Here is a 26164-nt window from a genome sequence, read left to right on the forward strand (position 1 = left end):
CGGCCCGCGGGAGAGCCGCCATGAAAACCGGATTTCCGCTGCCACTGCTGGCCGCGCTCGTCATGGCGGCGGCCTGGCCCAGCGCGCATGCCGACATATCGGCCCGGGCACGCCTGGACAATTTCGGCTACCGGCTGGTCGATTTGCGGCCGCGCGACGGCATGGCGCCGGCGCTGCGTTTCGTGCGGGGCGGGGATTCGTCGGCCAGCGTGGGTCTGACCGAAGGCTCGCGCGAGGAATTCGAAAGTCGTTCCAACGGCCTGTCCAACTTCGCGCCCATGGTGTTGCGGAGCGACCTGCCCGGGCTCCATGCCGAGGCGCGGATGGGCGGCGTCTTCGGCGCGGGGCCGGGCCGTTTCAGCGCGGTCGCGAGCGGCTTCCTGCGGAGCCGGGCCGCGGAAGACGTGGAGCGCGGCTTCGGCGCCTTGCTGCAGCCGAGCTTCGAGAGCTATGGCGACGGCCTGTTCGAGGTCACGCCCTTCACCCGGGTCGTGTTCTCCGGGGTCGTGACCACGGACGTACGCCGGACCGTGGCGGATTCGGCCAGCTTCGTGCAGACCGCGCAGGCCAGCGTGCACCTGACGTACAGCACCCAGCCTGGCTGGAGCGAGCGGCGCGAATACGGCGTGGAGCTGGCGGGCGGCGCCGAGAGGCACCGGCGCTTGCGCCAGAGCGTGAGCTTCACGTTTGAAAACGCCGGCAGCAGCGTCGGCAACGGCGTCCTGGGCATCCAGGTCCTCGCCACGGGGCAGGTGTCCCCGGGGCTCATGCCTGGCGCGCTGGCGCCGGTGCCCGAGCCCGCCACGCTGGCGCTGCTGCTGTGCGGACTGGGCGTGGTGGCCGGGGCGGCCGCACGGGGGCGCCGGCGCGGCGCCTGAAGCGCCCGCCCGGGCGTGCGCGCCGGGGAGGGCGCGGGGCGTCGCTTATGCTGCGCCGCCTTTCGTCTCCCGCCTGCCGCGCGCGCCGCCGATGATCCTGAACCACGTCTGGGTTGCCTTCGTCCTCATCGGCTTTCTCGCGGCGCTGGTGCAGCTGCTGCTCGGCGACACGGGCGTGTTCGGCCGCGTCATGGCCGGCATCTTCGACACCGCCCGGCTCGGCTTCGACATCTCGCTGGGCCTGGTGGGCATCATGAGCCTGTGGCTGGGCGTGATGCGCATCGGCGAGCAGGCCGGGCTGATCCGGCTCTTCGCGCGCGCGCTGGCGCCGTTCTTCGAGCGGCTGTTTCCCGACATCCCGCGCGGCCACCCGGCCGGCGGCAGCATCGTCATGAACCTCAGCGCCAACATGCTGGGCCTGGACAACGCGGCCACGCCGCTGGGCCTGAAGGCCATGCGCGAGCTGCAGGAGATCAACCCGCGCAAGGACACCGCGAGCAACGCCATGGTGACCTTCCTGGTGCTCAACACCGCGGGCATCACGCTGATCCCCACCTCGGTCATCGCGCTGCGCCAGTCCATTGCCATCGAGCAGGGGCTCACCGGCTTCAACGGCGCGGACATCTTCCTGCCTACGCTCATCGCCACCTTCATCTCCTTCACCGCCGGGCTGCTGGCGGTGGCGGCGTGGCAGCGCATCAATTTGCTGTGCGCGCCGGTGCTCATCTTCTTCGCCGGCTTCGTCGGCTTCACCGGCGGGCTGTACGCCTGGCTCAGCAGCTACCCGCCGGCGCGCATGGCCGAGCTGGTGGGCTTGCTGGGCAGCGGTGCGGTGGTGAGCGTGATCGCGCTGTTCGTGGCAGTCGGGGCCTGGCGGCGCATCAATGTGTACGAAACCTTCGTCGAAGGGGCCAAGGAGGGTTTCGATGTGGCGGTGCGGATCATTCCGTACCTGATCGCGATCCTGGTGGCGATCTCGATGTTCCGCAGCACCGGCGGGATGGATGCGCTGGTCAACCTCATCGGCCGCGGCGTGGCGGCGCTGGGCCTGGACACCGCCTTCGTGCCGGCGCTGCCCGTGGGCCTGATGAAGACGCTCTCGGGCAGCGGCGCGCGTGGCCTGATGGTGGACGTGCTGCGCACCTACGGTGTCGATTCGTTCCAGGGCCGGCTGGCCTCGATCATCCAGGGCTCGACGGAAACCACCTTCTACGTGCTGGCGGTGTACTTCGGCAGCGTGGACATCAAGCGCACGCGCCACGCACTGGCCTGCGGGCTGATCGCGGACGCGGTGGGGCTGGTGGGGGCCATCGGGGTGGCGTACTTGTTCTACCGGTGAGGGGTGCGGGTTAGTCCCGAATCCGGCGGGTAGGATCGACGACGGCCGCCCCGGCCCCTGTCGAAGTACGCGAAGTAGAAGGATTGCCCCCGATGCTCCCCGCCGCCACCGTCCAGTCCCTGATGCGCGCCGACCATGGCGACCCCTTTGCCGTGCTGGGCCTGCACGGCCCGGACGAGGACGGCGCCTGGTGGTTGCGCGCGCTGCTGCCGGGCGCGCGGCGCGTGCGGGCGGTCGCGCCGGAGGACGGCGCCGACATCGCCGAGCTGCAGCGCATCGAGGGCAGCGACGTGTTCGAGGCGGCCGTGGCCGGGCCGCTGGAGCCCTTCGCCTACCGCTGGCGCGTGGACTGGGACGGGCTTGAGGTGGACGTTGACGACCCGTACCGCTTCCCGCCGCTGCTGGGCGAGATCGACCTGTGGCTACTGGCCGAAGGCACGCACCTGCGGCCGCACGAGGCGCTGGGGGCGCAGCTGCTCAGCGTTGATGGCGTTGAGGGCGTGCGCTTCGCGGTGTGGGCGCCCAATGCGCGGCGCGTGTCGGTGGTGGGCGACTTCAACCACTGGGACGGCCGCCGCCACCCGATGCGGCTGCGCCGCGAGGCCGGGGTGTGGGAACTCTTCATTCCCGGGCTCGCGGCCGGCGCGCTCTACAAGTTCGAGCTGCTCGACGCGCACGGCCAGGTGGCGCTGCGCGCCGACCCGATGGCCTTCGCGGCCGAGCTGCGTCCGGGCACGGCCTCGCGCGTGGCCGCGCTGCCGCCGCGCCGGGCCATGGCGCCGGCGCGCGCCGCGGCCAACGGCCTGGATGCGCCCATGAGCATCTACGAGGTCCACCTGGGCTCCTGGCGCCGGGGCGAGGGCAACCGCTGGCTCACCTACCGCGAGCTGGCCGGGCAGCTGGTGCCCTATGCGCGCGAGATGGGCTTCACGCACCTGGAGCTGCTGCCGGTGCACGAGCACCCCTTCGACGGCTCCTGGGGCTACCAGCCCACCGGGCTGTACGCGCCGACCTCGCGCTTCGGCACGCCCGAGGATTTCGGGGCCTTCGTGGACGCGGCGCATGAGGCCGGGCTGGGCGTGATCCTGGACTGGGTGCCGGGCCACTTCCCGACCGACGCCTTCGCGCTGGCGCGCTTCGACGGCACGCACCTGTACGAGCATGCCGATCCGCGCGAGGGCTTCCATCCGGACTGGAACACGCTCATCTACAACTTCGGCCGCGCCGAGGTGCGCAGCTTCCTGATCGGCAACGCGCTGTACTGGCTGGAGCACTTCGGCATCGACGGGCTGCGCGTCGATGCGGTCGCTTCCATGCTCTACCGCGACTACAGCCGCGAGGCTGGCCAGTGGCTGCCGAACCGCCACGGCGGGCGCGAGAACCTGGAGGCCATCGACTTCCTGCGCCGCATGAACCACGTGGTGGGCACCGAGCGGCCCGGGGCCGTGACCATTGCCGAGGAGTCCACCGCCTGGCCCGGCGTGAGCCGGCCGCCCGGCGGCGACGCGCTGCACGGGCTGGGCTTCCACTTCAAGTGGAACATGGGCTGGATGCACGACACCCTGGGCTACCTGGGCCGCGAGCCGGTGCACCGCCCCTGGCACCACGACCAGCTGCGCTTCGGCTTCATGTACGCCTGGAACGAGAATTTCGTCTTGCCGCTGTCGCACGACGAGGTGGTGCACGGGAAACGCTCGCTGATCGGGCGCATGCCCGGAGACGACTGGCAGCGCTTCGCCACGCTGCGCGCGGGCTACGGCTGGATGTGGGCGCACCCGGGCAAGAAGCTGCTGTTCATGGGCGGCGAGATCGCGCAGGAGCGCGAGTGGAACTTCGAGAGCAGCCTGGACTGGCACCTGCTGGAGCACGGGCCCAATGCCGCGCTGCACCGCGGCGTGCAGCGCCTGGTGCGCGACCTCAACGCGGTGCTGCGCCACTTCCCGGCGCTGCACCGGCGCGACGTGGACCCGGGCGGCTTCGAGTGGATCCGCCACGACGACAAGGCGCACTCGGTGTTCGCCTTCCAGCGCCGCGACGACGCCGGCGGCGTGATCGTTGCGGTGTCGAACTTCACGCCCGTGGTGCGGCACGGCTGGCGCATCGGCGTGCCGCGGGCCGGGGCGTGGCGCGAGCTCATCAACACCGACCTGGACGTCTATGGCGGCAGCGGCGTGGCCAGCGGCGTGCGCCATGCCGAGGAGGTGCCCTGGGACGGCCACGCGCATTCCCTCGTCATCAACGTGCCGCCGCTGGCGACGCTGCTGTGGGCGCCGGCGGAATGAGCGGGGCGACGGTGGCGGACACGCTGGCCCCGGGGCGGCCCTGGCCGCTGGGCGCGACGCTCACGCAGGAGGGCATCAACTTCGCCCTGGCGGCCCCGGATGCGTCACGGGTGGAGCTGTGCCTGTTCGACGCCGCGGGCCGCACCGAGCTGCGCCGGCTGGCGCTGCCGGGCTGCACGCACGGCATCCGGCACGGCTTCCTGCCGGGCGCGGGTATCGGGCTCGTTTACGGCTGGCGCGTGCACGGGCCGTGGCAGCCGGCGCAGGGACACCGTTTCAATCCGCAAAAGCTGCTGCTGGACCCGTACGCGCGCGAGGTGGTGGGGCGCTACGACGGCAGCGACCTCTTCCTCGGCCACGACCCGGCGCATCCGCAGCGGCCCGACACGCGTGACAACGCGGCAAGGGCGCTCAAGGCGCGCGTGGTGGCCGAGCCGCCGCCGCTGCCTGCCGAGGCGCACGTGCGCGTGGCGCCGGAAGACACGGTGCTCTACGAGGTGCACCTGCGTGGTGCAACGATGCGGCATCCGGGCGTGCCAGCCGAGCTGCGCGGTACCTATGCGGGACTCGCCCATCCGGCCTTCCTGGACCACGTGCAGCGCCTGGGCGTGACCACGCTGAGCCTGATGCCGCTGGCGCACCGCGCCGACGAGGCGCGGCTGCTGAAGCTGGGCCTGTCGAACTACTGGGGCTACAGCCCGATCGCCTGGTTCGCGCCGGAGGCGCGCTACGCCTCTCCGGGCGGCAGCCCGCTGGCCGAGTGCCGCGCCATGGTCGATGCGCTGCACGCGCGCGGCCTGGAAGTGCTGGTGGATGTCGTCTTCAACCACAGCGCCGAGCTGGATGAGGCCGGCCCGACGCTGAGCCTGCGCGGCATCGGCAACCGCGCCTACCACCACCTGCGCCCGGGCGACGCGGCGCATTACGAGAACTGGACCGGCTGCGGCAACACGCTCAAGCTGTCCGAGCCGCCGGCGCTGCGGCTGGTGATGGACGCGCTGCGCTTCTGGGTGCAGCACGTCGGCGTGGACGGCTTCCGCTTCGACCTCGCGCCGGTGCTGGGCCGCGACGCCGGCGGCTTCTCGGCGCGCGCCACCTTCTTCGCCGCCGTGGCGCAGGACCCGGTGCTGGCGGGCGTGAAACTGGTTGCGGAGCCCTGGGACATCGGCCCCGGCGGCTACCAGCTGGGGCACTTCCCGGCGCCGTGGCAGGAGTGGAACGACCGCAGCCGCGACGCGCTGCGCGGCTACTGGCTCACCGGCAGCCTGGCGCGCGGCGGCTTCGTGCACGCGCTGGCGGGGTCCAGCGAGGTGTTCCGGCCGTCGCGGCGCGGGCCGCTGGCGGGCGTCAACTTCGTCACCGCGCACGACGGCTTCAACCTGCTCGACCTGGTGAGCTGGCGCGAGCGCCACAACGAGGCCAATGGCGAAGGCAACCGCGACGGTCACGGCCACAACCTCAGCGTGAACTGCGGCGTGGAAGGGCCCAGCGACGACCCGGCCGTGGCCGGCCTGCGCCTGCGGCTGCGCCGCGCGCTGCTGGCCACGCTGGCGCTGTCGCTGGGCACGCCCATGCTGCTGGCCGGCGACGAGATCGGCCACAGCCAGCGCGGCAACAACAACGCCTATTGCCAGGACAACGAGACGACCTGGCTGGACTGGGCGAATGCGGAATCCGGCTTGCCGGACTTCGTGGCGCGCTGCCTGGCGCTGCGCCGGCGCCATGCGCGGCTGCGCATGAACCGCTGGTTCGACGACGGCGAGGTGCGCTGGCTGCATCCGGACGGCGACCGGCTCGCGGGCAACGAGTGGCAGCGGCTGGACCGCCGCGCCTTCGGCGCCTGGCTGCCCGACGGCGGGGCCGGCTGCGAGCTGCTGCTGCTGTTCAACCCCGACGGGGCGCCGCACCGCTTCACGCTGCCCGCCGGGGATGGCGGCGAACCCGGCTGGCGCCTGGTGCTGCGCAGCGACCTCGACCTGGTCGCGCCGGTGCTGGGCGACGACGCGGTGCTGCCCGGGCACAGCCTGTGGGTGGCCGAGCGTGGCGGCGCCGATGCGGACGCTGACACCTTGTTGGCCTGAAGCAACCGCGCCCGGCGGGCTGCGCCCCAGAATGGAGCGGTCCGGCCCCGGGCGGGCCGTTTGCGCGGCATGAAGCTTGCGAAACGGGAGCCCGGGCCGGCTGGATGCCGCGCCGCGCCGGCGGCGGGCCCCCAACACCCCCCACAGAAGAAGCAGTCATGAAGACCGAGGCGACAAGTTCCATCGACCGGCCGGTGCATTCGGCCCAACTCGTGCGCAAGACCATTGCGCTGGTGCTGGCAGGCGGGCGCGGCTCGCGGCTCAAGCAGCTCACCGACAGCCGCGCCAAGCCGGCGGTGTACTTCGGCGGCAAGTTCCGCATCATCGACTTCGCGCTGTCGAACTGCATCAACTCCGGCATCCGCCGCATCGGCGTGATCACGCAGTACAAGTCGCACTCGCTGCTGCGGCACCTGCAGCGCGGCTGGAGCTTCCTGCGCGGCGAGATGAGCGAGATGCTCGACCTCATGCCCGCGCAGCAGCGCATCGACGAGGAGCACTGGTACCGCGGCACGGCCGACGCGGTCTACCAGAACCTGGACATCATCGCCTCGGGCAAGCCCGAGTACATCGTGGTGCTGGCCGGGGACCACGTCTACAAGATGGACTACTCCATCATGCTGCGCGACCACGTCAGCAGCGGCGCGGGCTGCACGGTGGGCTGCATCGAGGTCCCGAAGGCCGAGGCCAGCGCCTTCGGCGTGATGGCGGTGGACGGCGAGCGGCGCGTCACCAGCTTCGTCGAGAAGCCGGCCGACCCGCCCACCATGCCCGGCAGCACCGACACCTCGCTCGCCAGCATGGGCATCTACATCTTCAATGCCCAGTACCTGTACCGGCTGCTCGAAGAGGAGATGGACAAGCCCGGCTCCAGCCTCGACTTCGGCAAGGACATCATCCCGCGCACCGTCGAGGAAGGGCGCGCGCTGGCGCACCCGTTCAGCATGAGTTGCGTGCGCAACCGCGGCGGCGGCCAGGCCTACTGGCGCGACGTCGGCACCCTTGACGCCTTCCACGCCGCCAACCTCGACCTGGCCAGCATCGCGCCGGAGCTCGACATCTACGACGACGACTGGCCGATCTGGACCTACCAGCGCCAGCTGCCGCCGGCCAAGTTCATTCCCGACCACGAGGGCAAGCACGGGCTGGCGGTCAACACCATGGTGTCGGGCGGCTGCATCGTCAGCGGCTCGCAGGTCATCAACTCGGTGCTGTTCTCCAACGTGCGCATCCACTCGTTCTGCCGCGTCGAGGACGCGGTGATCCTGCCCGGCGTGACGGTCGGGCGCGGCGCGGTGCTCAAGCGCGTGGTCATCGACCGCGGCTGCGAGATACCGCCGGGCATGGTCATCGGCGAGGACGCCGAAGCCGACGCCGCGCGCTTCGAGCGCAGCGAGGGCGGCGTGGTGCTCGTCACCGGCGAGATGCTGGCCAGGCTGGCGAACCCGGTGCGTGCGGCGTGATGCGGGTCCTGCAAGTCAGTGCGGAGATCTTTCCGCTGCTCAAGACCGGCGGGCTGGCCGACGTGGCCGGCGCGCTGCCCGCGGCCCTGGCGCAGGCCGGCGCCGACGTGCGCGTGCTGCTGCCGGGCTTCCCGGCGCTGCTGGAGGGTCTGCAGGAGCCGGCGCTGGTGGCCGAGATCCACGCGCCCTGGGGCGAGCCGGCGCGGCTGCTGTTCGGCCACCTGCCCGCGCTCGGCGGCCTGCCGGGCTACGTGGTCGAGGCGCCGAACCTGTACGGCCGGGGCGGCAACCCGTACCAGGACGAGCACGGCCAGCCCTGGGCCGACAGCCACCGCCGCTTCGCGCTGCTGGGCTTCGCCGCGGCGCGGCTGGCGGAAGGGCTCGACGGCTGGTGGGCGCCCCAGGTCGTGCACAGCCATGACTGGCACGCCGCGCTGGTCAACGCCTACCTCGCCTTCAGCCCGCACCGCCCGCCGGTGGCCACGGTCTACACCGTGCACAACCTGGCCTACCAGGGCCTGTTCGGGCCGGGGCACCTGGCCGAGCTGGGCCTGCCGCACACGGCGCTGGCGGTGGAGGGGCTGGAGTTCCACGGCCAGCTCTCGTTCATGAAGGCGGGCCTGTTCTACGCCGACCACGTCACCACCGTCAGCCCGAGCTATGCGCGCGAGATCCAGACGCCGGAGCAGGGCTGCGGGCTGCAGGGGCTGCTGCGCGCGCGCGCGGCGCTGGGCCAACTCACGGGCATTCTCAACGGCGTGGACCGGCGTGTGTGGGACCCGGCGGCCGACGCGCTCATCGCGCGGCGTTTCGACAAGGACAAGCTCGCCGGCAAGGCGCACTGCCGCAAGGCGCTGCAGGCCGAGATGGGGCTGGAGCCGCGCCCGGGCCCGCTGTTCGGCATGGTCAGCCGGCTGGCCGGGCAGAAGGGGCTGCCGCTGCTGGTCGAGCTGATCCCGGAGCTGGTGGCGCGCGGCGGGCAGCTCGTCACGCTGGGCTCGGGCGATGCCGGCATCGAGGCCGCGCTGCGCGAGGCGGCCGCGGCGCATCCGGAGGCCGTGGCCATCCGCGTCGGCTACGACGAGGCGCTGGCGCACCGCATCTTCGCCGGCAGCGACGTGACGCTGGTGCCCTCGCTCTACGAGCCCTGCGGGCTGACGCAGATGTACGGGCTGCGCTACGGCAGCCTGCCGCTGGTGCGCCGCGTGGGCGGCCTGGCCGACACCGTGGTGGATTGCACGCTCGAAGACCTGGCCGAGAGAAAGTCCACGGGTTTCGTCTTCGACGCCTTCGATGCGGGGGAGATGCGGCGTGCACTGCGTCGCGCGTTCGCGCTATTTGCGCGCCAAACCGAGTGGAAGACGGTACAGAGGCGCGCAATGGCGCAACACTTCGGCTGGGACGACGCGGCCGAGCAGTACATGGCCCTGTACCGTGCTCTCGGCACCTGACGACGCAGCCCAACGAATTGTTTTGAAAGAACGGACTTGCCGGGAGATCAGGCGATGAGCCTTGACGATTTCAGTTACGACCACCCCGACCGCGACGTGGCCTTCTTCAAGAAGGCGATTGCCAACAAGCTGATCTACGCGGTCGGCAAGGACCCGGTGGCCGCGCGCAAGGAAGACTGGCTGCATGCCGTGGCGCTGGCCGTGCGCGACCAGCTCGTCGAGCGCTGGATGCAGACCACGCGCGCGCAGTACCAGCAGGACGTGAAGCGCGCCTACTACCTCTCGGCCGAGTTCCTGGTCGGGCGCACCTTCACCAACGCGCTGCTGGCCCTGGACATCATGAACCCGGTGAAGCAGGCGCTGGCCGAGTTCGACGTGGACTTCGACTCGCTGGCCGACCTGGAGCCCGACGCGGCGCTGGGCAACGGCGGCCTGGGCCGGCTGGCCGCGTGCTTCCTCGACAGCATGGCCACCCTCGGGGTGCCGGGCTTCGGCTACGGCATCCGCTATGAGTACGGCATGTTCCGCCAGACCATCGTGGACGGGCGCCAGGTCGAGGTGCCCGACTACTGGCTCTCGCACGGCAACCCGTGGGAGTTCCCGCGCCCCGAGGTACGCTTTCGCGTGCGCTTCGGCGGCCACGTCGAGATCGAGGGCACCAGCCGGCGCTGGGTGCCCACCGAGGACGTCGAGGCCATGGCCTACGACACCATCATCCCCGGCTACGGCACGCAGGCCACCAACACGCTGCGGCTGTGGCGCGCGCTGGCCACCGAGGAGATGAACCTCTCGGCCTTCAACCAGGGCAACTACTTCGCCGCGGTCGAGCGCAAGAACCACAGCGAGAACGTCTCGCGCGTGCTCTATCCCGACGACAGCACGCCCTCCGGGCGCGAGCTGCGGCTGCGCCAGGAGTACTTCTTCTGCAGCGCCAGCCTGCAGGACCTGCTGCACCGCTTCCTGCGCACGCACAAGGACTTCGCCAAGCTGCCCGAGAAGGTCAGCATCCACCTCAACGACACGCACCCGGTGCTGGCCGTGCCGGAGCTGATGCGGCTGCTGGTGGACGAGCACGGCATCCCCTGGGCCGCGGCCTGGGACCTGACGCAGCGCATCTTCAGCTACACCAACCACACGCTGATGCACGAGGCGCTGGAGACCTGGCCGGTGTCGATGCTCGGCCGCGTGCTGCCGCGCCACCTGCAGATCATCTTCGACATCAACGCCGAGTTCCTCAAGCGCGTGGCCGAGACGCACGGGCACGACCCGGAGCTGCTGCGGCGCGTGTCGCTGATCGACGAGTCCGGCGAGCGCCGCGTGCGCATGGCGTACCTGGCGGTGGTGGCCAGCCACAGCATCAACGGCGTGTCGCAGCTGCACTCGGACCTGATGCAGCAAAGCATCTTCAGCGAGTTCGCGAAGTTGTGGCCGCAACGCTTCAACAACAAGACCAACGGCATCACGCCGCGGCGCTGGCTGTCGCAGGCCAATCCGCGCCTGTCCGCGCTGCTCGACGCCAAGCTCGGCCGCGGCTGGCGCCGCGAGCTCGACCAGCTCTCGCAGCTGCGCAAGATGGTGGACCAGGGCGCCTTCGTGCAGGCCTTCGCCGCGGCCAAGCGCCACAACAAGGAGCGGCTGGCGCAGTGGATCGCCACGCACCTGCCGCAGCTGAAGCTGGAGCTCGACCCCGACGCGCTGTTCGACGTGCAGGTCAAGCGCATCCACGAGTACAAGCGCCAGCTGCTCAACCTGCTGGGCGTGATCACGCGCTACCACCGCATGGTCGATGAGCCCGGGCGCGACTGGGTGCCGCGCGTGGTGGTGTTCGCCGGCAAGGCGGCCAGCGCCTACCACGTGGCCAAGCAGATCATCCACCTGGCCAACGACGTGGCACGCATCATCAACGCCGACCCGCGCACGCGCGGCCGGCTCAAGGTGGTGTTCCTGCCCAACTACTCGGTGAGCCTGGCCGAGACCGTGATCCCGGCGGCCGACCTCTCCGAGCAGATCTCCACCGCCGGCACCGAGGCCTCGGGCACGGGCAACATGAAGTTCGCCCTCAACGGCGCGCTGACCATCGGCACGCTCGACGGCGCCAACATCGAGATCCGCGAGAACGTGGGCGAGGACAACATCTTCATCTTCGGCCACACCACGGCCGAGGTGCAGGCGCTGCGCGCGCACGGCTACCACCCGCGCGAGTACTACGAGCGCGACGCCGAGCTCAAGCGCGCGCTCGATGCGCTGCGCGACGGCGTCTTCAGCCCCGAGGAGCCCGGGCGCTACCGCCAGCTCTTCGACACGCTGGTGAACTGGGGCGACCACTACATGCTGCTGGCCGACTACCGCAGCTACGTGGACACGCAGGACCAGGTCGATGCGCTCTACCGCGACCGCGAGGCCTGGACCCGCAAGGCGATCATGAACGTCGCCGGCATGGGCCCGTTCTCCTCGGACCGCACCATCGCCGAGTACGCGCGCGAGATCTGGAAGACGGCGCCGGTGAAGCTGGCGGCGAAGGGCAGCGCGGGCTGATTGCCGCAGGCACAGCCTGGACAGACGACGGGCCTGTCCGCCGGGCCGCACGCAAGGTGCGCCCCGGTGTTCCCAAGAACAACATTGACCGAGAGACTTCCCCATGCCCCTCGCCCAGCGCTTCCCCCGCGGCAGCGGCGTCGTGCTGCATCCCACCTCGCTGCCCGGGCCGCACGGCTCGGGCGACTTCGGCGCCGGCGCCTACCATTTCGTGGACTGGCTCGCCGCCGGCGCGCAGACGCTGTGGCAGATGCTGCCGCTGGGCGGCGTCGGACTGGGCAACTCGCCCTACATGAGCAGCTCGGCGTTTGCCGGCAACGTGCAGCTCATCGACCTGCATGCGCTGCAGCGCCACGGCTGGCTCACGCCCGAAGAGGTCGTGCCCCCGACGGGCCTGCCCACCGGCCACGTCGATTTCGCCCGCGTGGCGCCGTGGCGGCTGGAGCGGCTGGCCCTGGCCGCGCAGCGCTTCGCGGCCCAGGCCGGCGCGGCCGAGCGCGAGGCTTTCGAAGCCTTCCGGGCCGAGCACACCGCCTGGCTGCCCGACTACGCGCTGTTCATGGCGCTGGCCGAGGCCCACCAGGGGCGCGAATGGGTCGAGTGGCCCGAGGGCCTGGCCTGGCGCGAGCCGGCGGCGCTGCGCGCGGCGCGCGCGGCGCTGGCCGGGCGCATCGCCTTCCACGAGTTCGCGCAGTGGTCCTTTTTCCGCCAGTGGGCCGAGTTGCGCCGCTACGCCAACGCGCGCGGCGTGCGCATCGTCGGCGACATGCCGATCTTCGTGGCGCTGCAGAGCGCCGACGTGTGGGCGAATCCGGCGCTGTTCGAGCTGGGCCCCGACGGCCGGCCCACGGTGGTGGCCGGCGTGCCGCCGGACTTCTTCAGCGCCACCGGCCAGCGCTGGGGCAACCCGCTGTACCGCTGGGGCGCGCATGCCGAGGAAGGCTACGCGTGGTGGACCGAGCGGCTGCGCCGCACGCTGGCGCTGGTGGACATCGTGCGCATCGACCACTTCCGCGGCTTCGCCGGCTACTGGGAGATACCGGCCACGGAGCCGCTGGCCGTGCACGGCCGCTGGCGTCCGGGCCCGGGCGCGGCGCTGTTCCAGGCGGCGGCGCGCGCGCTGGGCGATCTGCCCGTGATCGCCGAAGACCTGGGCGTGATCACGCCGGACGTGGAGGCGTTGCGCCGGCAACTGGGTTTCCCGGGCATGCGCGTGCTGCAGTTCGCCTGGGGCCCGGAGGCGGCCGGCGGCGAGCCGCGCTTCCTGCCGCACAGCCACGCGAGCGACACGGTGGTCTACACCGGCACGCACGACAACGACACCACGCCGGGCTGGTGGGCCGGTGCCTCCGAAGAGGTCCGGCATCACCTGCGCGAGTACCTGGCCTGCGACGGCCGCGCCATCCACTGGGACCTGATCCGCTGCGCCCTGGCCAGCGTCGCCGACCTGGCGCTGTTCCCGCTGCAGGACGCGCTGGGCCTGCACACCGGGCACCGCATGAACCGCCCCGGCACGGCCGAGGGCAACTGGGCCTGGCGCTTCGAGTGGCCGATGGTGGCGCCCGACACGGCGGCGCGGCTGCGGCGCATGGCGGGGCTCTACGGGCGGGTGCCGGCGGGCTGAGGGGCCGCCGGAATCCGAATCAAGAAGCGGCGGGCCGTTTCACCGGCCCGCTGCCCCAGGAGCGGCCTCGTGCCCGGGCCGGCCGCAGCCGGCGGCATGGAATCAGTTTCCAGTCAGCGAATCGACCATGGCTTTTACGGCCTTCATCTGATAGCCGTCCTTGTAGGCGTAATAACTCTTCTTCAAATAATCGCTGCGGCTGACGTCAGTGTAGCCCCACCAATCCCAACAGCCATTGGGATTGAGTTTGGGAAAGGCCCACATCGATGATGCGGCAGCCTGGGGATACAACAGCACGACGTTGTACTTGTCGGCCCACCGGTTGTAGCCGGCGTTGTCAATGAAATAAGTTTCATTGAAACCCATGTGCGTTACGGCCTGGGATTTGAGCATGCGCGCGGACTGATGGCAGCCATGAAACACGACATGGAGCTTGCAAGGTTCGCTGGCGGCACAGGCGGCGGGCACGTAAAGATAGGCGTCGGCCTCCAGAAATGCCGTGTCGAGCGGCGTGGAACTCGCGTCGCCCGTCGCCTTCTTCGCCGCTTCGGCCTGGCTCAATTTCAGCAGTTGCCCCGGCTTGTCGGCATACTTGGCATCGACAGGCTTCGGGTCGCCATACAGATGCTTCAATATGGCCTTGGCTTGGTCATACTTACAATTGCTGATATAAGGTTCCTTTGAGGCAATGCCGCATTCGTTGCCGAAATTGTCGGTGATGAAGGCATGGCCAGCGGGCTTGTCGTTGACGAACTCGATATTGTTGCGTTCGTCCACGCCAAGTTGCGTGAAGAAATCCTTGGTGGCGCTGACCACCGGCGCGCCGACGGTTTCGTCGCGGGTGCCTCCGAAGATATAAATCTTCCTGTTCTTCAGGTTTTCCAGCGAATCGATCCTGCCGTCGAGCGCCGCCTTTCTGGCGGCGGCCACCAACTGCGCGGTATCTGGAGGAGTCTTGCCTTTGAGCGTCCAGAAAGGCAGCGGAGTCTTGTAATTCTTGACCATCATGCAGTCGGCTACCCGCTGCGAAACCTCGGGCGTTTTCAAGTACGGGTTGGTGCCGTCAACCGGTGCCATGCAGTGATACGGTCCGCCCGCCACGACGCCCGCGCCGGCAATGCTGCGTGAATAAGCCACCTGCATCTGGACGGCCATGTACGCTCCGCTGGAGAGCCCGGATACCGTCGTCTGATTCTCGTCCAGCTTCAATGCCGGCAATTGAGTCTGCGCATGGGATTGCATTGCAATCATTCCAAGCAGCAAACCACCCGATACCCAGAAGCCACGATGTTTGCTCATATGAACCTTACCCGTTTTCAAATGGATTTGCATGAAAATCCAGAGCGGATTCCCAGCGCCGCGCACTATATGACGGGAGCTTGCGGCATTGGTGCGCCGCAATAATTCAAATGACCAAAGTGTGCAAAAGGAGCGTCGCTGAGGATTTCAAGGGAGTTTCTGAATGCGATTGTGGCTTGACGCAACAACTGTTTACATGCGATCATCCATCCTGGCCCGGTTCAACCCGGTGAGGGCGGGCCGGCTCGGGCGGCCAATATCCGGCTGGTTTTGTCGGCGGCTCAGCCCAGCTCGGCAAACCCCGGGTTGAAGCTCACTTCCCACAGGTGCCCGTCCGGGTCCTGGAAATAGGCGGCCCAGCCGCCGTAGAAAGTGTCGTGCGCGGGTTTCACCAACTCGGCGCCGGCGCCCACGGCCTGGGCCAGCACGGCATCGACTTCCCCGCGCGACGCGACGTTGTGCGCGAGGGTGAAATTGCCTGGCGCGGGGGCGGCCTCGGCCAGCCCGGTGTCGGCGGCGATGCTCGCGCGCGGCCACAGCGCCAGTTTCAGCCCGCCCTCCAGGTTGAAGAAGGCCACGGCGCCGTTGTCGCCGAGCTCGGCCCCGACGATGCCTTGCGTCGCCCAGCCCAGGCCGTCGCGGTAGAAGGCCACGGCGCGCGCCAGGTCGGCGACGCCCAGGGTGATGAGGGTGATGCGGGGCCGCATGGCACGCGGGCGTCGGGACCGGTCGCGTTCAGCGCGGGCTCGTGGGTTGCGCGTGGTCCGGGCCGCGGCGCCGCCGCACCGCCGCGCCGACGAGGCCCACGCCGCCCAGCAGCAGCGCCCAGGTCTGCGGCTCGGGCACGGGCGTGGCGATGAAGGAGGTGCGCACGCCGTTGAGCCAGCCGATGCCGATGATCTGGCCGCGGTCGTTGATGTCGGCGGCGGTGGCCAGCGTCCAGCGCGTGGCGGCGGTCCCGGCCAGCAGCCGGTTCAGGTCCAGGCTCTGGCCGTCGCGCCAGACGTGGGTGTGCAGCGCGCCATCCACCACCGCGCTGCCCACGGCCCAGCCGCGCGCGTTGAGCTGCGTGGCGTTGGCGAAGCCCAGGTAGGCCGTGCTGCCGTCGGCGTCGCGCACCAGGTAGCCCTTGCCGTCGAGCCCCAGCACCTGGCCGCGGTCGTTGATGGCCCAGGCGTCGGACAGGCCGTCCAGGAACGAGGCCCGGCCGTTGCGCGCGATGAAGGCCTGCGAGCCGTCGCCCGACGTCAGGGCGTGGCCGACGATGGTGCAGTTGCGGTTGATGCCGGTGGCGAAGGCGGCACGCGCGCCGTCGAGCGACCAGTCCAGCCAGCGGCTGTCGCGGCCGTCGAAATAGAAGCTGCGCCCCCCGGCGTCGCCCACGGCGAGGCCGTTGCTGCTGAGCGCCCGGCCGAAGCCCGCGCCGCCCGCGGCCGGGCTGATGTTCACGCCGCCCTCGCGGTTGAACAGGAAGGGCTGCGTCGTGCCGTTGGCGCCGCTGGCATTGAAGAGCACCTGGCCCCGGTTGTTGATGTCCACCGGCAGGCTCGACGCGCCGGCCTGCGGCAGGTAGCTGAAACCGCCCCGGGTCCAGACGAACGAGCGCGAGCCCTGGGCATCGGCGGCATAGCCAGCCACGTCGCCGCGGTTGTTGAGCGCCACGGCGTTGAAGAAGCCGTCGCCGCTGTTGGCGGCGGGCAGCGCCTGCACCCGGTACAGCGGCACCGCCTGCGCCACGGAAATGCCCAGCGCCGTCAGCGCCAATGCAACAAAACTCTGCGCGTGGAAATATGGATATTTCATGTGTTGTCTCCTGGGAAACTCCAGCATAGGCATTTTGTCAAGGGCGACCAAATGCCTCGTTCATGGGTTTCACGACTGACAACCGGACTGCGACATATTGATGACAAATTCTGGATTTCAACCCGGGAGTATTACTGATCATTCCGGATACATCATGGAAGAGATATTGCACGGACCCCCTGGGAAATGCCTTGCAAGGAGCTTTGTCCCGGTCGGGGCAGGACAAAGCTCCTGTGCGCGGGGCCCGACGCCTCCCTGGCTGGCCCGCGGGTGCTGAGCCACCATGGGCTCGACCCGTCACGGACGGCTGCGCCGGGCGGGGGCATCACGAACGGGGAGGAGCTTGCATGCGCAACGCAGTCATCCATGTCACGGCCGGCTCCTGCCTGGCCGCCCTGCTGCTGGCCGGCGGTGGCCTGCGCGGCGGCGACGAGGGCGGGTTCGCCGCCGAGCCGCGCGGCGGCGGCCGGGGCCTGACGCTCGGTGCCGAGGTGCAGCACGTGGACGCCGCCGGGCGGCCGGCGCGCATCGTGCTGACGCTGCGCAACGAGGGCGTCGAGACCGCGACGCACATCCAGCCACTGGTGCTGCCGGCGGCCTTCAGGCTGCTGCACGACGGCTGCACCGGCGAGCCGCTACCCTCGGCGGCGAGCTGCAGCTACCTGCTTGCGCGCGCCGCGGACGCGGCGCCCGGCGCCGAGATGGCGCTGCAGGTGCGCTACGACTACGCCGACACGCTGGACCGCAGCGCCGTGGCCGCGCTGCGCTACGAGGCCGGCGCCGCCGCGGCCACCGTGGCGGCCGCTGCCAGCCAGGACTGACACGCTTGTTTCGCGCCGCCGCCCCGGCGCGCGGGCGGCGCGGCGGTGCCTCGTCAACAATGGACGACCCTGCAGTCGCCGGAGGTCGTCTTGGTTGTTGATGTGCGGTGGAGGCGCTGGCTGCTGGCCGCGCTGGCGTGGGGGCTGCCGACGGCCCTGAACTTCTGGCTGCAGCCCCTCTTCAACGGCCGCATCCCGTGGCTGCCCTACTTTCCCGCGCTGGTGCTCACGGGCTACCACGCCGGCGCCGGGCCGGGCGCGGCGGTGCTGGTGGGCGCGGCGCTGACCGTGAGCACCTTCTGGTTCGACCCGGTCGGCGTGCCCTGGCCGGTGACCCGGCCCAGCGATCTGCTCATCGTCGGGCTGTTCCTGCTCTCCGGCGGCATGGTGGTGGCCGTGTCCGCCAGGTCACGCCGGCTGCTGCGCCAGGCGCGCCTGGGCCGCGAGCGGCTGCACCTGGCGCTCACGGCCGGGCGCATGGCCGCCTGGGACTGGAACGTGGCCAGCGGCGCGGTGAAGTTCTCCGAGGGCGCGCAGGCCCTGTTCGGCAAGACCTGGTCGCACGTGGACGAGGCCTGGCCGCTGGGCCATCCGGACGACGTCGGGCGCGTGCGCGCCACGGTGAAGGCGGCGCTGCGCGAGGGCAGCCACTACCGCTTCGTGAGCCGCATGCTGCGCGCCGACACCGGCGAGCTGCGCTGGATCGAGACCCACGGCTGCGTGCACCGCGACCCCGCCGGGCGGCCGCTGCGGGTCTCGGGCGTGACGGCCGACGTGACCGAGCGCCAGCTGGCGCTGGAGGCCAGCCGCGCCGCCGAGGAGCGCTTCGAGCTGGCGCTGGAGATCGGCAAGGTCACGGCCTGGGAATGCGACGCGCAGCGGCGCTACACCTGGATCGCCAACACCGGCTTCGGCCTGCAGCCGGCCGACGTGGTGGGGCGGCGCATCGGCGAGACCATCCCGAACGAGGCGCACATGCAGGCGCTGGACCGCGTGTACGCGGCCGGCGAGCCGGTGCAGTTCCAGGTCGAGGGCATCGCGCGCGGCCAGCCCTACCACCTGCTGTGCTCGGCGCGCCCGGTCAAGGACGAGGCCGGGCGCGTGGCGCGCGTGGTCGGCGCCTCGGTGGACATCACCGAGCTGGCCGCGGCGCAGGCGCAGCTGCGCCAGGAAAGCCAGCGCAAGGACGCCTTCCTGGCCACGCTGGCGCACGAGCTGCGCAACCCGATGGCACCGATCCGCTACGCCGTGGCGATGCTGGGCGGGGACACGCCGGCGCCGGTGCGCGAGCAGGCGCGCGCCGTCATCGAGCGCCAGGCCGCGCACATGGCGCGGCTGCTCGACGACCTGCTCGACATGAGCCGCATCACGCGCAACGCCATCGAGCTGCAGCGCGCGGTGCTGGACCTGCGCGCCGTCGTCGAGCAGGCCGCCGACACGGCGCGGCCGGCCTTCGCGCGGCAGCGGCACCGGCTGGTGGTGTCGCTGCCGCCGGACAGCGTGTGGGTGGACGGCGACTCGACGCGGCTGCAGCAGGTGCTGGGCAACCTGCTGGACAACGCCGCCAAGTACACGCCGCCGGGCGGCGAGGTCACGCTACGGCTGGACCGCCAGGGCGCCGAGGCGGTGGTGGCCGTGATCGACAACGGCGTGGGCATCGAGCCCGGCGACCAGGCGCAGGTGTTCGAGCTGTTCACGCAGGTGCAGCGCGGCGGCGCCGGCAGCGGCGGCCTGGGCATCGGCCTGGCCGTGGTGCGGCAGCTGGTGGAGCTGCACGGCGGCAGCGTGCGCGTGCACAGCGAGGGCGCGGGCCGGGGCAGCCGCTTCACGGTGCGGCTGCCGCTGGCCGCGCGCGCGCCGGCGCCCGACGGCGGCGCCGCCGTGGCGCAGGTGGTGCCGCTGTTCGCGCACGGCCCGGCGGTGCTGGTGGTGGACGACAACCGCGACGCCGCCGACAGCCTGGCGGCGCTGCTGCGCGCCGGCGGCCACAGCGCCAGCGCGGTCTACGACGGCGCCGCGGCGCTGCAGGCCTTCGACAGCCTGCGCCCGGGCGTGGTGCTGCTCGACCTGGGGCTGCCCGACCTGTCCGGGCTGGAGGTGGCGCGGCGCCTGCGCGAGCGCGCCCAGGGCGCGCCGCTGACGCTGGTGGCCATCACCGGCTGGGGCCAGGAGCGCGACCGGGAGGCCACGCGGCAGGCCGGCTTCACGCTGCACCTGGTCAAGCCGGTGGACCCGGCGGCGCTGCAGGCGGTGCTGCAGCAGGTGCAGGCGGGGATGGGGGAGACGGGGGCGGCGGGTACGGGTTAGGAGGCTGCGGAACCCGTGGCGTTTGCGGCAGCGCCGGGGCCCGCATCTCACTTCGGATGCACGGACTCCCGCAGCGGCCCGGACCCTCGATGCCGAAGTGGTCCAGCCCCTTGACGAAGCCGATGCCGTCGAAGAGCGCCGCTTCCAGCCGCCCGTCGGCATGGCGCCGCACCGCGTTGGCCGCGCCGGCGATGGCGGCGACCGGGTCGGCGGGCCGCAGCAGTTGCGCCAGCATCGGCTTGTGCGGGATGGTGGCCCGGAAGCCGCCGACCTTGCCGGCCTGCATGCCATGCTCCAGCCAGCCCGGCAGGGCCGCCGCGCTGACCTGCAGCGGCACGACCACCGCGTCCACGCCGTGGCGCTGGAACAGCGGGTCGCCCAGGATCCAGAAGACGCGGGTGGAGCCGGTGATGGCGGGCATGGGCTCGACTCCCGGCTGAATGGGACTGCGGGCCGTCGCGCCGGCCCGGAGCAAGCCCGGGCCGCCCGGGCTTTGTCAGAATGCCTTCAAACAACCATCACGGGGCCTGACCGGCCTGCCTCTACCGTGCGCATATCCAAAGCCGCCCAGGACCGGGAAGCCGAAATCGCCCGCCGCGTGCTGCGGCACTGGCACGAGGCCGTGCCGAACGACCGCATGGCGCACCTGGTCAAGGACACCATGCGCGCCTTCGACCGCTCGCTGCGCGCGCGGCTGGCGCGGCACGAGGTGCAGATGGGGCACTGGGTCTACCTGCGCATCCTCTGGGAGCGCGACGGGCTGACCAAGCGCGAGCTCAGCGTCGAGGCCGGCGTGGCCGAGCCCACCACCTTCATCGCGCTGCGGGCGATGGAGTCGCTGGGCTACGTCACGCTGGAGCAGCGCGCCGACAACCGCAAGAACGTCTACGTGTTCCTCACCGCCCGCGGCCGCAAGCTCAAGGAACTGCTGGTGCCGCTGGCCGAAGAAGTGAACGCCATCGCGCTGCACGGCATCCCCGAGGGCGAGGCGGCCGCCGCGCGCCGCGCGCTGCTGACGATGCTGGACAACCTCTCGCGCGACGAGGCCGCGGGAGGCGAGGCGCCGGCGCCGGGCTGATCAGGCCTGCCGCGCCGCGCGCGCCTGCGCCCGCCACAGGTTCCACGGCCGGTCCACCTGCCCCTCCGTGGTGTGGCCGGCGTCGGCTTCCTCGGGCGTGAGGTACTCCACCTCGCCCAGCGGCAGCGACTGCAGCAGCAGCCGCGCGTTGACCTCGGTGTAGACGGCGCGGTAGACGGCCAGGCGCAGCGAGTCGGCCACCACGGTGCAGCCGTGGCCGCGCATGAGCACCACGCGCGCAGCGCCGAGCGTGCGCGCCAGCGCGGCGCCAAGCTCGCGGCTGCGGATGAGCAGGTCCGTCGCGTCGCCGGCGTGGTCGCGGATCTCGAACAGCGGCGGCCCCTCGCCTAGGAAGCCGCACATGTGGCAGGCCGGGCGCAGCCGCGCGCCCTTCACGATGCCGAAGGGCAGCACCGCCGGCGAGTGGTTGTGCACCACCGCCACCACGTCGGGCCGGGCGCGGTAGATCTCGCTGTGGATGAAGCGCTCCAGGTACGGCCGCGGCGCGTCGGGGGCCACCGCCTCGCCGCTGGCGACCTCGTACTCGACGACGTCGGCCGCCGTCACCTGCGCCGGCGCCATGTTGCGCGCCAGCAGGAAGCGCCCGGGATCGCGGTCGTTGCGCACGCTCACGTGGCCGAAGGCGTCCACGATGCCCTGGTGGAACAGGATGTGGTTCGCATCCACCAGGTCCTCGACCAGTCCGGGGCTGGCGTCGATGTCGGGCATGGCCGTCACTCCGGCTGGATGTGGTGCTGCCGGATGAAGGCGCCCCAGTTCTGCTGCTCTTCCCTGAGCGAGGCGGCGAACTCCTCGGGCGTGTCGGCCACCGGCTCCAGCGCCTGCTGCTCCAGGCGCCGCGCGGTGGCGGGCTCCTTCATCGCCTTCTGGATCTCGGCGGCCAGGCGTTTCACGACCGGCTGCGGCGTCTTCGCCGGCACCATCACCGAGAACGAGGTGAAGGCCTTGATGCCCGGCACCCCGGCCTCGGCCAGCGTGGGCACGCCGGGCAGCAGCGCGGTCCTGTCGGTCACGGCCAGGGCCCGGACCTTGCCCGCGTCGATGTACTGCCGCACGCTGGCCAGGTCGGTGAGCATGAAGTTGACGCGCCCGCCCAGCAGGTCCTGGTAGGCCGGACCCACGCCCTTGTACGGGATGTGGTTGAACTGCGCGCCGGTGGCGGCCTCGATCATGCGCACGCCGATGTAGAGCGGGCTGCCCACGCCGGCGGTGCCGTAGAACAGGCTGCCGGGCTCGCGCTTGCCGCGCTCGACCAGCTCGCGCAGCGTCCGCGCGTTGGCGCCGGGATGGGCCACGACGACCATCGGCGCGATCACGCCACGCGTCACCGGCGCGAGGTCGCGGAACACGTCGTAGCTCAGCGACCTGTACAGCGCCGGGTTGATGCCCAGCGACGAGTTCGAAGCCACCAGCACGGTGTAGCCGTCGGGCGCGGCCTTGGCGACGTGGGTCGCGCCGATGGCGCCGCTGGCGCCGGGCTTGTTGTCCACCACGAAGCTCTGCTTCATCTGCTCCGTGAGCGCCTGCGCCAGGATGCGGCCGTAGGCGTCGGTGCCGCCACCGGCCGAGGAGGGCACCACCACCGTCACCGGCTTCGAAGGCCAGTCCCCCTGCGCCTGTGCCTGTGCCGGCACCACCGCGGCCGAGGCCAGCAGCAGCGCCAGCGCGCCCATCGCGTACTTCATCAGGTTGTCTCCGTGCGCCGTGAAAAACATAGCCATCTAAGTTAATGCATGGCGCCGCGCCTGCCCACCATGGCTTACCCGTGGTGGCGGGGCAGGGCGCGTGCCGCGGCGGCCCCGGCGCGCGGTGCGATCATGCAGGCGTGGGCGCGCGCGTGGCGCGCCGGGGAGCTGGTTTGAGAAGCGAACGCCTGTGCGTCTATGTGCTGGCCTTCTGGTCGGGCTGTTTCGTGATGGCGCTGGAGCTGCTGGGGGCGCGGGCGCTGGGCCCCTACTTCGGCTCGGGCATCTACGTCTGGGGCGCGGTGATCACCCTCTTCATGCTGTCGCTGTCGCTGGGCTACCTCATCGGCGGCAGCCTGTCGGCGCGCGGGCCCAGCCTGGCGCGCCTGAGCGCGCTGGTGCTGCTGGCCATGGCCGCGGCGCTGCCCTGCGCGCTGGCGCAGGAGCCGATCCTGGAGGCGGTGGCCGCGCGCATCGAGGACGCGCGCTACGGCGCGCTGGCCGGCTCGGTGGCGCTGTTCTTCCTGCCCATCACGGTGTCGGGCACCGTGTCGCCCTACGCGGTGCGGCTGCTGGTGGACCGGCTGGGCTCGGCCGGGCGCGTGGCGGGCTGGGTGTTCTTCGTCTCGACGCTGGGCAGCACCATCGGCACGCTGGCCACGTCGTTCTACCTGGTGCTGGTCTTCGACCTGGACCAGATCATGGCCGGGCTGCTGGCCACCTCGGCCGGTATCGGGCTGGCGGGCCTGGCCGTGGCCAGGGGAAAGGGCGGCCATGTGGCGGCGGCGTGATGTCCTGATGGTTGCGCTGGCACCGGCACTGGCGCTGCCGGCCGGCCGCGCGGCGGCGGCCGAGCGCGTGATCCACACCGAGAAGTCGGCCTACCGCAACATCCTGGTGTACGAGCGCGAGGACCGGCGCTGCCTGCAGTTCGGGCGCGACGCGCGCGTGGCGCAGACCTGCGTCTCGCTCGACAACCCCGACGACCTGCTCTTCGACTACTACCGCATGCTGCTGGGCGCGCTGTACCTGGGGCCGGAACCGAAGCGCGTGCTGGTGCTGGGCCTGGGCGGCGGCGTGCTGCCGATGGCGCTGCAGAAGCTGCTGCCGCAGGCCGGCATCGACTGCGTGGAGATCGACCCGGCCGTGGTGCGCGTGGCCGGCAGCCATTTCGGCTTCGCGCCGGGGCCGCGCATGCAGGTCTTCACCGAGGACGGGCGCGTCTTCGTCAAGCGCGCGCTGCGCCAGCAGCGGCAGTACGACCTGATCCTGCACGACGTGTTCGACCACAACTACATTCCGGAGCACATGGTCACGCGCGAGTACCTCGGCGAGCTGCTCGGGGTGCTGGCGCCGCAGGGCGTGATCGGCACCAACACCTTTTCCTGGAGCAGCCTGTACGCCGCGGAGTCGGCCACGCACTTCAGCGTGTTCGGGCCGTTCTACAACCTGGTGAACCCGCGTCGGCACAACCGCGTGATCCTGGCGCGCAAGGGCGGGCTGCCGCCCATGGCCGAGGTGCGCACGCGCGCCGCCGCGCTCGACGGCCCGCTGCGCCGCTTCAGCGTGACGCCGGAATGGCTGCTGCCGCTGTTCGAGACCGGCACGCGCTGGCCCGAAGGCACGCGGCTGCTGACGGACAAGTTCGCGCCGGCGAACCTGATGAACGGGCGCTGAACGGGGGGCGCCGGCTTAGCCCGTCACCGCGCCGACCCCACCGTCAGCGCCACCTCGCCCACGCCCTCGACGTGGCCGGTGATGCGGTCGCCCGGCACCACCGCGCCCACGCCTTCGGGCGTGCCGGTGTAGATCAGGTCGCCGGGCTGCAGGTGATAGAACAGCGACAGGTCCGCGACGATCTCCCGGATGTTCCAGATGAGCTTGTTGACGTCGGACTGCTGCTTCGCCTGCCCGTTGACCGCCAGCGCGATGGCGCCCTGCTCGATGACCACGCCGGGCATCGGCACCACCTCGCCGCACACCGCCGACTGCTCGAAGTCCTTGCCCAGGTCCCACGGCCGGCCCTTGTCGCGCGCGGCCAGCTGCAGGTCGCGCCGCGTCATGTCCAGGCCGCAGGCGTAGCCGTAGATGAGCTCGTGCGCGTCCTCGGCCTTCACCTCGAAGCCGGGCTTGCCCACCACCAGCACCAGCTCCATCTCGAAGTGGTAGTTCTTCGTCTGCGGCGGGTAGGCGACCGTGGCGCCGGAGGGCACGAGGGCCTGCGCCGACTTGGTGAAGTAGAACGGCCGCTCTGCCGACTTGTCCACCGGCTTGCCCATCTCGACGGCATGCGCGTGGTAGTTGCGCCCGACGCAGAAGATGCGGTTCACCGGCAGGCGCGCGGACTGGCCGCGCACGGGCAGCGAGGGCGTGGCAGGCGGGGTCCAGAGGTACGTGGCTTGGGTCATGAGGGTTTCCAGGGAAGGATGTGAAGGCAACCGACAGGGCAGGGCTCAGCCCCGGTTCTCGAACACGCCCAGCTTCCGGTGCAGCGGCGTCTCGTCGGCCATGAACAGGAAGGCGGGCTCGGAAGACGAGCCGTTGGCAAGCGTCACCGCGCTGAAGCCCGGCGCGCAGCAGGTGTCGGCCTCGGACAGCGTGAAGCGCTCGCCCCCGATGCGCGCCTCGGCGGCGCCCTCAATGAGGTGGAACACGCAGGCCGGCGAGCGCACCGGCAGCCGCAGGCTCTGGTCCGGGCGCAGCATCAGCGCGTAGAAGCCCAGGATGTTGAGCGCGTCGGCGCCGGTCTCCGGATTGACGTAGCCGACCTGCACCGCCTCCAGCGCCGGCTGGTCCGCGGCCAGCGACTGCAGCGCCGCGCGCGCCTCGACCCAGGGATAGCGCAGCATCGGGTACGCCCTGGCCGAGCGCTGGAACACCGGCATCGGCACCACGCCGCTGCGCGTCCAGGCGCGCTCGCCGTGGCCGGGCTTCACCGCCTGGCGCGGGCCGTCCACGTGGTAGGAGGCCTCCATGTAGTACACGAGCGGCAGGTCCAGCACGTCGAGCCACACCACGGGTTCATCGCCGTCGTGGCCGTGGTCATGCCACAGGCCCGTGGGCGTGAGGATCAGGTCGCCACGGCGCATGGGGCACTTCTCGCCGTCCACGTTGGTCCAGGCCCCCTCGCCCTCGACCACCATGCGCACCGCGTTGGGCGTGTGCCGGTGCGACGGCGCCCACTCGCCGGGCAGCAGCAGCTGCATGCCCAGGTACATGGCAGCGCTGGCCTGCATCTTCTCCAGGCCATGGCCGGGGTTGGCCAGCACCAGCACGCGGCGCTCGGCGCGCTCGATCGGCGTGAGCTCGCCGGCCTGCAGCAGCAGCGGGCGCAGCGCGGCATACGACCAGTGCGTGGGCCGGGTGGCCGGGCGCGGCTGGCCCGGCGGCAGCACGGCGCGCAGGCTGGGCCACAGCGGCACCAGGTTCTGCGCCCGCAGCGCCTGCACGTAGTCGGCGGGCAGGTCTTCCAGGCGGCCCAGTTCGTTCATGCCTTG

The 26164-nt window shown here is 71.2% G+C and carries 21 protein-coding genes; 13 read left to right on the forward strand and 8 right to left on the reverse strand.

Annotated elements, in window-relative coordinates:
* Nucleotides 1-20: 20 nt before the first annotated feature.
* The 8 genes from FJ694_RS06420 (at nt 21) to malQ (ending at nt 13653) form a co-directional block, all read left to right on the forward strand.
* Nucleotides 21-878 (forward strand): PEP-CTERM sorting domain-containing protein, encoded by an 858-nt coding sequence (locus tag FJ694_RS06420; RefSeq protein ID WP_157265286.1) that lies wholly within the window; start codon nt 21-23, stop codon nt 876-878.
* 91 nt (nt 879-969) lie between these two features.
* The gene (locus FJ694_RS06425; protein ID WP_157265287.1) at nt 970-2217 is read left to right on the forward strand and encodes a spore maturation protein; all 1248 of its coding nucleotides are present in this window, start codon (nt 970-972) and stop codon (nt 2215-2217) included.
* Nucleotides 2218-2309: 92 nt separating this feature from the next.
* The gene (glgB, locus tag FJ694_RS06430) at nt 2310-4499 is read left to right on the forward strand and encodes a 1,4-alpha-glucan branching protein GlgB (RefSeq protein ID WP_157265288.1); all 2190 of its coding nucleotides are present in this window, start codon (nt 2310-2312) and stop codon (nt 4497-4499) included.
* A complete protein-coding gene (gene glgX, locus FJ694_RS06435; RefSeq protein WP_157265289.1) occupies nt 4496-6580 on the forward strand; it encodes a glycogen debranching protein GlgX in 2085 nt (694 codons plus the stop codon). Before glgB ends, glgX begins: the two co-directional genes overlap by 4 nt.
* 158 nt (nt 6581-6738) lie before the next feature.
* Entirely contained in the window at nt 6739-8043 is a 1305-nt protein-coding gene (gene glgC / locus FJ694_RS06440) for a glucose-1-phosphate adenylyltransferase (protein ID WP_157265290.1), read from the forward strand.
* On the forward strand, nt 8043-9494 hold the full coding sequence (glgA, locus tag FJ694_RS06445; protein WP_157265291.1) for a glycogen synthase GlgA: 1452 nt from the start codon (nt 8043-8045) through the stop codon (nt 9492-9494). The genes glgC and glgA overlap by 1 nt, the downstream gene beginning before the upstream one ends.
* 54 nt (nt 9495-9548) lie before the next feature.
* Nucleotides 9549-12029: a glycogen/starch/alpha-glucan phosphorylase gene (locus FJ694_RS06450; protein WP_157265292.1), complete on the forward strand. Its 2481-nt coding sequence runs from the start codon at nt 9549-9551 to the stop codon at nt 12027-12029.
* A 103-nt stretch (nt 12030-12132) separates the two neighbouring features.
* Nucleotides 12133-13653, forward strand: a complete 1521-nt coding sequence (malQ, locus tag FJ694_RS06455) for a 4-alpha-glucanotransferase (protein ID WP_157265293.1) — start codon at nt 12133-12135, stop codon at nt 13651-13653.
* Between the two features lie 102 nt (nt 13654-13755).
* Here the strand turns inward: malQ and FJ694_RS06460 are convergent, their stop codons facing one another.
* The 3 genes from FJ694_RS06460 to FJ694_RS06470 all read right to left on the reverse strand — a co-directional run bounded on the left by FJ694_RS06460 (nt 13756) and on the right by FJ694_RS06470 (nt 16755).
* On the reverse strand, nt 13756-14904 hold the full coding sequence (locus tag FJ694_RS06460; RefSeq protein ID WP_445661318.1) for an extracellular catalytic domain type 2 short-chain-length polyhydroxyalkanoate depolymerase: 1149 nt from the start codon (nt 14902-14904) through the stop codon (nt 13756-13758).
* Between the two features lie 329 nt (nt 14905-15233).
* On the reverse strand, nt 15234-15659 hold the full coding sequence (locus FJ694_RS06465) for a VOC family protein (RefSeq protein WP_157265294.1): 426 nt from the start codon (nt 15657-15659) through the stop codon (nt 15234-15236).
* Nucleotides 15660-15687: 28 nt separating this feature from the next.
* A complete protein-coding gene (locus FJ694_RS06470; RefSeq protein ID WP_157265295.1) occupies nt 15688-16755 on the reverse strand; it encodes a PEPxxWA-CTERM sorting domain-containing protein in 1068 nt (355 codons plus the stop codon).
* 347 nt (nt 16756-17102) lie between these two features.
* On the opposite strand from FJ694_RS06470, the gene FJ694_RS06475 reads away from it, so the two are divergent.
* Together FJ694_RS06475 and FJ694_RS06480 are read left to right on the forward strand one after the other, a co-directional pair.
* Entirely contained in the window at nt 17103-17576 is a 474-nt protein-coding gene (locus FJ694_RS06475) for a hypothetical protein (protein ID WP_157265296.1), read from the forward strand.
* A gap of 90 nt (nt 17577-17666) precedes the next feature.
* A complete protein-coding gene (locus tag FJ694_RS06480) occupies nt 17667-19883 on the forward strand; it encodes a hybrid sensor histidine kinase/response regulator (protein ID WP_198320738.1) in 2217 nt (738 codons plus the stop codon).
* Here FJ694_RS06480 and FJ694_RS06485 read toward each other — a convergent pair.
* Nucleotides 19795-20304 carry a hypothetical protein gene (locus tag FJ694_RS06485; protein ID WP_157265298.1) on the reverse strand — a complete coding sequence of 170 codons (510 nt, stop codon included), beginning with the start codon at nt 20302-20304 and terminating at the stop codon, nt 19795-19797. The genes FJ694_RS06480 and FJ694_RS06485 overlap by 89 nt on opposite strands.
* Before the next feature lie 132 nt (nt 20305-20436).
* On the opposite strand from FJ694_RS06485, the gene FJ694_RS06490 reads away from it, so the two are divergent.
* Complete coding sequence (locus FJ694_RS06490; RefSeq protein WP_157265337.1) at nt 20437-20961, forward strand: MarR family winged helix-turn-helix transcriptional regulator; 525 nt, start codon at nt 20437-20439, stop codon at nt 20959-20961.
* Here the strand turns inward: FJ694_RS06490 and FJ694_RS06495 are convergent, their stop codons facing one another.
* Together FJ694_RS06495 and FJ694_RS06500 are read right to left on the reverse strand one after the other, a co-directional pair.
* On the reverse strand, nt 20962-21690 hold the full coding sequence (locus FJ694_RS06495) for a class II aldolase/adducin family protein (RefSeq protein ID WP_157265299.1): 729 nt from the start codon (nt 21688-21690) through the stop codon (nt 20962-20964).
* 5 nt (nt 21691-21695) lie between these two features.
* Nucleotides 21696-22667: a Bug family tripartite tricarboxylate transporter substrate binding protein gene (locus FJ694_RS06500; RefSeq protein ID WP_157265300.1), complete on the reverse strand. Its 972-nt coding sequence runs from the start codon at nt 22665-22667 to the stop codon at nt 21696-21698.
* A 173-nt stretch (nt 22668-22840) separates the two neighbouring features.
* Here FJ694_RS06500 and FJ694_RS06505 point away from each other — a divergent pair, with 173 nt between their 5' ends.
* Together FJ694_RS06505 and FJ694_RS06510 are read left to right on the forward strand one after the other, a co-directional pair.
* Nucleotides 22841-23458 carry a fused MFS/spermidine synthase gene (locus tag FJ694_RS06505; protein WP_198320739.1) on the forward strand — a complete coding sequence of 206 codons (618 nt, stop codon included), beginning with the start codon at nt 22841-22843 and terminating at the stop codon, nt 23456-23458.
* A 7-nt stretch (nt 23459-23465) separates the two neighbouring features.
* On the forward strand, nt 23466-24344 hold the full coding sequence (locus FJ694_RS06510) for a spermidine synthase (protein ID WP_157265301.1): 879 nt from the start codon (nt 23466-23468) through the stop codon (nt 24342-24344).
* A gap of 23 nt (nt 24345-24367) precedes the next feature.
* Here FJ694_RS06510 and FJ694_RS06515 read toward each other — a convergent pair whose 3' ends face one another.
* Together FJ694_RS06515 and FJ694_RS06520 are read right to left on the reverse strand one after the other, a co-directional pair.
* Nucleotides 24368-25075, reverse strand: a complete 708-nt coding sequence (locus FJ694_RS06515; protein ID WP_157265302.1) for a fumarylacetoacetate hydrolase family protein — start codon at nt 25073-25075, stop codon at nt 24368-24370.
* Between the two features lie 45 nt (nt 25076-25120).
* A complete protein-coding gene (locus FJ694_RS06520; RefSeq protein WP_157265303.1) occupies nt 25121-26158 on the reverse strand; it encodes a cupin domain-containing protein in 1038 nt (345 codons plus the stop codon).
* Nucleotides 26159-26164: the final 6 nt, after the last annotated feature.

It is taken from the genome of Azohydromonas aeria (assembly GCF_009760915.1).
Lineage (GTDB): Bacteria > Pseudomonadota > Gammaproteobacteria > Burkholderiales > Burkholderiaceae_C > Azohydromonas > Azohydromonas aeria.

Excerpts from the sequence above, each read along its gene's own strand:
- FJ694_RS06420 (WP_157265286.1), top strand. The coding sequence starts at position 21 with ATGAAAACCGGATTTCCGCTGCCACTGCTGGCCGCGCTCGTCATGGCG.
- FJ694_RS06425 (WP_157265287.1), top strand. The coding sequence starts at position 970 with ATGATCCTGAACCACGTCTGGGTTGCCTTCGTCCTCATCGGCTTTCTC.
- glgB (WP_157265288.1), top strand. The coding sequence starts at position 2,310 with ATGCTCCCCGCCGCCACCGTCCAGTCCCTGATGCGCGCCGACCATGGC.
- glgX (WP_157265289.1), top strand. The coding sequence starts at position 4,496 with ATGAGCGGGGCGACGGTGGCGGACACGCTGGCCCCGGGGCGGCCCTGG.
- glgC (WP_157265290.1), top strand. The coding sequence starts at position 6,739 with ATGAAGACCGAGGCGACAAGTTCCATCGACCGGCCGGTGCATTCGGCC.
- glgA (WP_157265291.1), top strand. The coding sequence starts at position 8,043 with ATGCGGGTCCTGCAAGTCAGTGCGGAGATCTTTCCGCTGCTCAAGACC.
- FJ694_RS06450 (WP_157265292.1), top strand. The coding sequence starts at position 9,549 with ATGAGCCTTGACGATTTCAGTTACGACCACCCCGACCGCGACGTGGCC.
- malQ (WP_157265293.1), top strand. The coding sequence starts at position 12,133 with ATGCCCCTCGCCCAGCGCTTCCCCCGCGGCAGCGGCGTCGTGCTGCAT.
- FJ694_RS06460 (WP_445661318.1), bottom strand. The coding sequence starts at position 14,904 with ATGATTGCAATGCAATCCCATGCGCAGACTCAATTGCCGGCATTGAAG.
- FJ694_RS06465 (WP_157265294.1), bottom strand. The coding sequence starts at position 15,659 with ATGCGGCCCCGCATCACCCTCATCACCCTGGGCGTCGCCGACCTGGCG.
- FJ694_RS06470 (WP_157265295.1), bottom strand. The coding sequence starts at position 16,755 with ATGAAATATCCATATTTCCACGCGCAGAGTTTTGTTGCATTGGCGCTG.
- FJ694_RS06475 (WP_157265296.1), top strand. The coding sequence starts at position 17,103 with ATGCGCAACGCAGTCATCCATGTCACGGCCGGCTCCTGCCTGGCCGCC.
- FJ694_RS06485 (WP_157265298.1), bottom strand. The coding sequence starts at position 20,304 with ATGCCCGCCATCACCGGCTCCACCCGCGTCTTCTGGATCCTGGGCGAC.
- FJ694_RS06495 (WP_157265299.1), bottom strand. The coding sequence starts at position 21,690 with ATGCCCGACATCGACGCCAGCCCCGGACTGGTCGAGGACCTGGTGGAT.
- FJ694_RS06500 (WP_157265300.1), bottom strand. The coding sequence starts at position 22,667 with ATGAAGTACGCGATGGGCGCGCTGGCGCTGCTGCTGGCCTCGGCCGCG.
- FJ694_RS06510 (WP_157265301.1), top strand. The coding sequence starts at position 23,466 with ATGGTTGCGCTGGCACCGGCACTGGCGCTGCCGGCCGGCCGCGCGGCG.
- FJ694_RS06515 (WP_157265302.1), bottom strand. The coding sequence starts at position 25,075 with ATGACCCAAGCCACGTACCTCTGGACCCCGCCTGCCACGCCCTCGCTG.
- FJ694_RS06520 (WP_157265303.1), bottom strand. The coding sequence starts at position 26,158 with ATGAACGAACTGGGCCGCCTGGAAGACCTGCCCGCCGACTACGTGCAG.